A 2,006-nucleotide genomic window follows, 5' to 3' on the forward strand; every position below is an offset into this window, starting at 1 on the left:
GCCGCCAGCGGCGCGGATTGCTTCGATAACTTCCTCAACTTCCACTACCTTCGGGCAATCTATATCGCCATCAGGATAGAAAGACTCTGGCAGCTTCACCGCTAATGGGCTGGCTTCCAGCTCTGCTATGCGCCTTAGCGCCGCCGTTAATTCCTCTTTCAATTGGTCGGTGTAATAGGCGTCGCAGCAGCCTGCGCACATGGCGCTACCATCAGTGTGGATGACAGTCATGTGCCAGCTGTCGCAGCTCTCACAAGTGCGCATAACTGCACTATTCCAATCCCGGTGAATGCGCTCAGGCATGCGCAGCGCTTCGAGTTGTTTAGTCATTGCTGTTGTCCTTTTCGTTAACGTATGGCTCATCGCGGGTATCAATTTCTGCGTCACAGTGCGGGCATAAGCCATCGGCATTGCTAAGTTCGATGTTTGATACCCATTCTTTACATGACCAGCATTTCCATTCGCCAGGTCTCTGCCAGAGTTGTTTAGTCATTGCTGGCCTCCTGAGCGGCTCGGTTAATCCACAGGCATTCGGTGCGTTGCACGGAACCGGCCTGGCCGTTTGCTGATGTTGAGCGTGTTACGCGCTTCCAGCTCGAGAGTGATTCGTTATAAAGCTCACTGTTGTAGCCGCAGATAATGACCATGCCTTTGAGCGACTTGATTTCTTCCAGCAAAGCACGGTGTTCGGCGTTGGTCAGTTCGTGCCGGTATGCGCTGTTCTTCGCTACGTTAACGCGCGTGTCGTGAACATACGGCGGATCAACAAAATGCAGGGTGCTATCTGTGTCGTGGTCTTTCATGCACTGAATAGCATCGCGGTTCTCGACAAGGACGCCAGCAAAGCGGCTGGCCACAGCGGCCAGATTATCCGGCGAACGCGCCCAGATGCGCTGCGCGGTGGCGCTGTTGCGCTTCGTGTCCAGGCGGAAACCAGTCATGCCTTTAGTCGCTCCTGCACTGCCAAACCCCATTGTGGCTCGGACCACCAGGCGGCGGGCCTGCTCAATAACATCCTCAGTCGGTTCATAGGCGCGCTTAAATTCTTCGCGGGAGTATGGAGTAAGGGCGCAGGCATCAATCAGCATCGTGCTTTGCTCCCCGCTACGGAGAACGCGGAACAGGTTCACTACTTCGCCGTCCAGGTCGTTATAAACTTCGGCTTCGCTCGGCGCTTTACGCAGCAGTACAGATGCAGCGCCGCCGAACGGCTCAACGTAGCAACGGTGCGCCGGGAAATGGCTAATAATCCACGATGCCAGGCGGAACTTTCCGCCGTGATAGCGGATGGCCGGATGCTTAATCGGCTGGATCAGCGCTTCGGTGTTATTGCTCATCGCTCAACTCCAAATCGTCGAATAAACTCCAGTATTTCGACCAATCTGGCTGGTCGTAATCGTCGGCATCTTCATTCCATTCGCCGTGAAACGGGTTTTCACAAACAGATGTGAGCCATAATGCGATCGCTGGATAGTCAGGGTCGCTTTCGAAAAGCTCTGCAATTCTGGGCCAGTGATTGACGTAATTTTCGTTAACAGGGAAATCGGCCAGATATTTTCGAATGCACTGCGCTGCCTGCGAGTAGTGTTCGCGCTTAACAAACATCCGGTCATATGTCATCGCCAGCACAGCGCGGTGGTGATATGGAATATCCAGTCGGTTAGCAAGGGGCCAGAGTTCATTATCACGGAACATGTAGTCGTTTCTCTTACCGTCGCGTAGATATCGTTGGCACATATCCCCCCAAACAAGCGGACCGCTGCCGAAACCATTTTGAAGCTCTTCCAGGCATTCACTTTTTTCACCCGGCCAAACAGCAATTATTGTTGTGTAGCTCATTTGCCTTGCTCCTTGCGCAGTTGCTCTGAGAATGATGCAGCACGGAAAACTACTGCCTTAAGCGCTTTCGCCTGTGGACTCCCGGCCCTCAGTTGCTGATATGCGTTACCTAAGTCTGCGGCGAACGCATCGACACCCTGGGCGCGTATCTCTGCCAGCGCGGCGTC

Annotated in this window: 4 protein-coding genes; all 4 read right to left on the reverse strand. The window is 53.9% G+C overall.

The window, feature by feature from the left end; all coding sequences use genetic code 11:
* Positions 1 to 330 (reverse strand): hypothetical protein (locus WFK85_RS23300; protein WP_336709938.1); only part of this gene is annotated, 330 nt, incomplete at its 3' end.
* The gene (locus WFK85_RS23305; RefSeq protein ID WP_336709940.1) at positions 323 to 493 is read right to left on the reverse strand and encodes a hypothetical protein; all 171 of its coding nucleotides are present in this window, start codon (positions 491 to 493) and stop codon (positions 323 to 325) included. The genes WFK85_RS23300 and WFK85_RS23305, both read right to left, overlap by 8 nt.
* Positions 486 to 1,337 carry a DNA adenine methylase gene (locus WFK85_RS23310; protein ID WP_336709942.1) on the reverse strand — a complete coding sequence of 284 codons (852 nt, stop codon included), beginning with the start codon at positions 1,335 to 1,337 and terminating at the stop codon, positions 486 to 488. The genes WFK85_RS23305 and WFK85_RS23310 overlap by 8 nt, the downstream gene beginning before the upstream one ends.
* Positions 1,327 to 1,839, reverse strand: a complete 513-nt coding sequence (locus WFK85_RS23315) for a hypothetical protein (protein WP_336709944.1) — start codon at positions 1,837 to 1,839, stop codon at positions 1,327 to 1,329. The genes WFK85_RS23310 and WFK85_RS23315 overlap by 11 nt, the downstream gene beginning before the upstream one ends.
* Positions 1,840 to 2,006: the final 167 nt, after the last annotated feature.

It is taken from the genome of Cedecea sp. VD22 (assembly GCF_037150195.1).
In the GTDB taxonomy this organism is placed as follows: Bacteria; Pseudomonadota; Gammaproteobacteria; order Enterobacterales; family Enterobacteriaceae; genus Cedecea.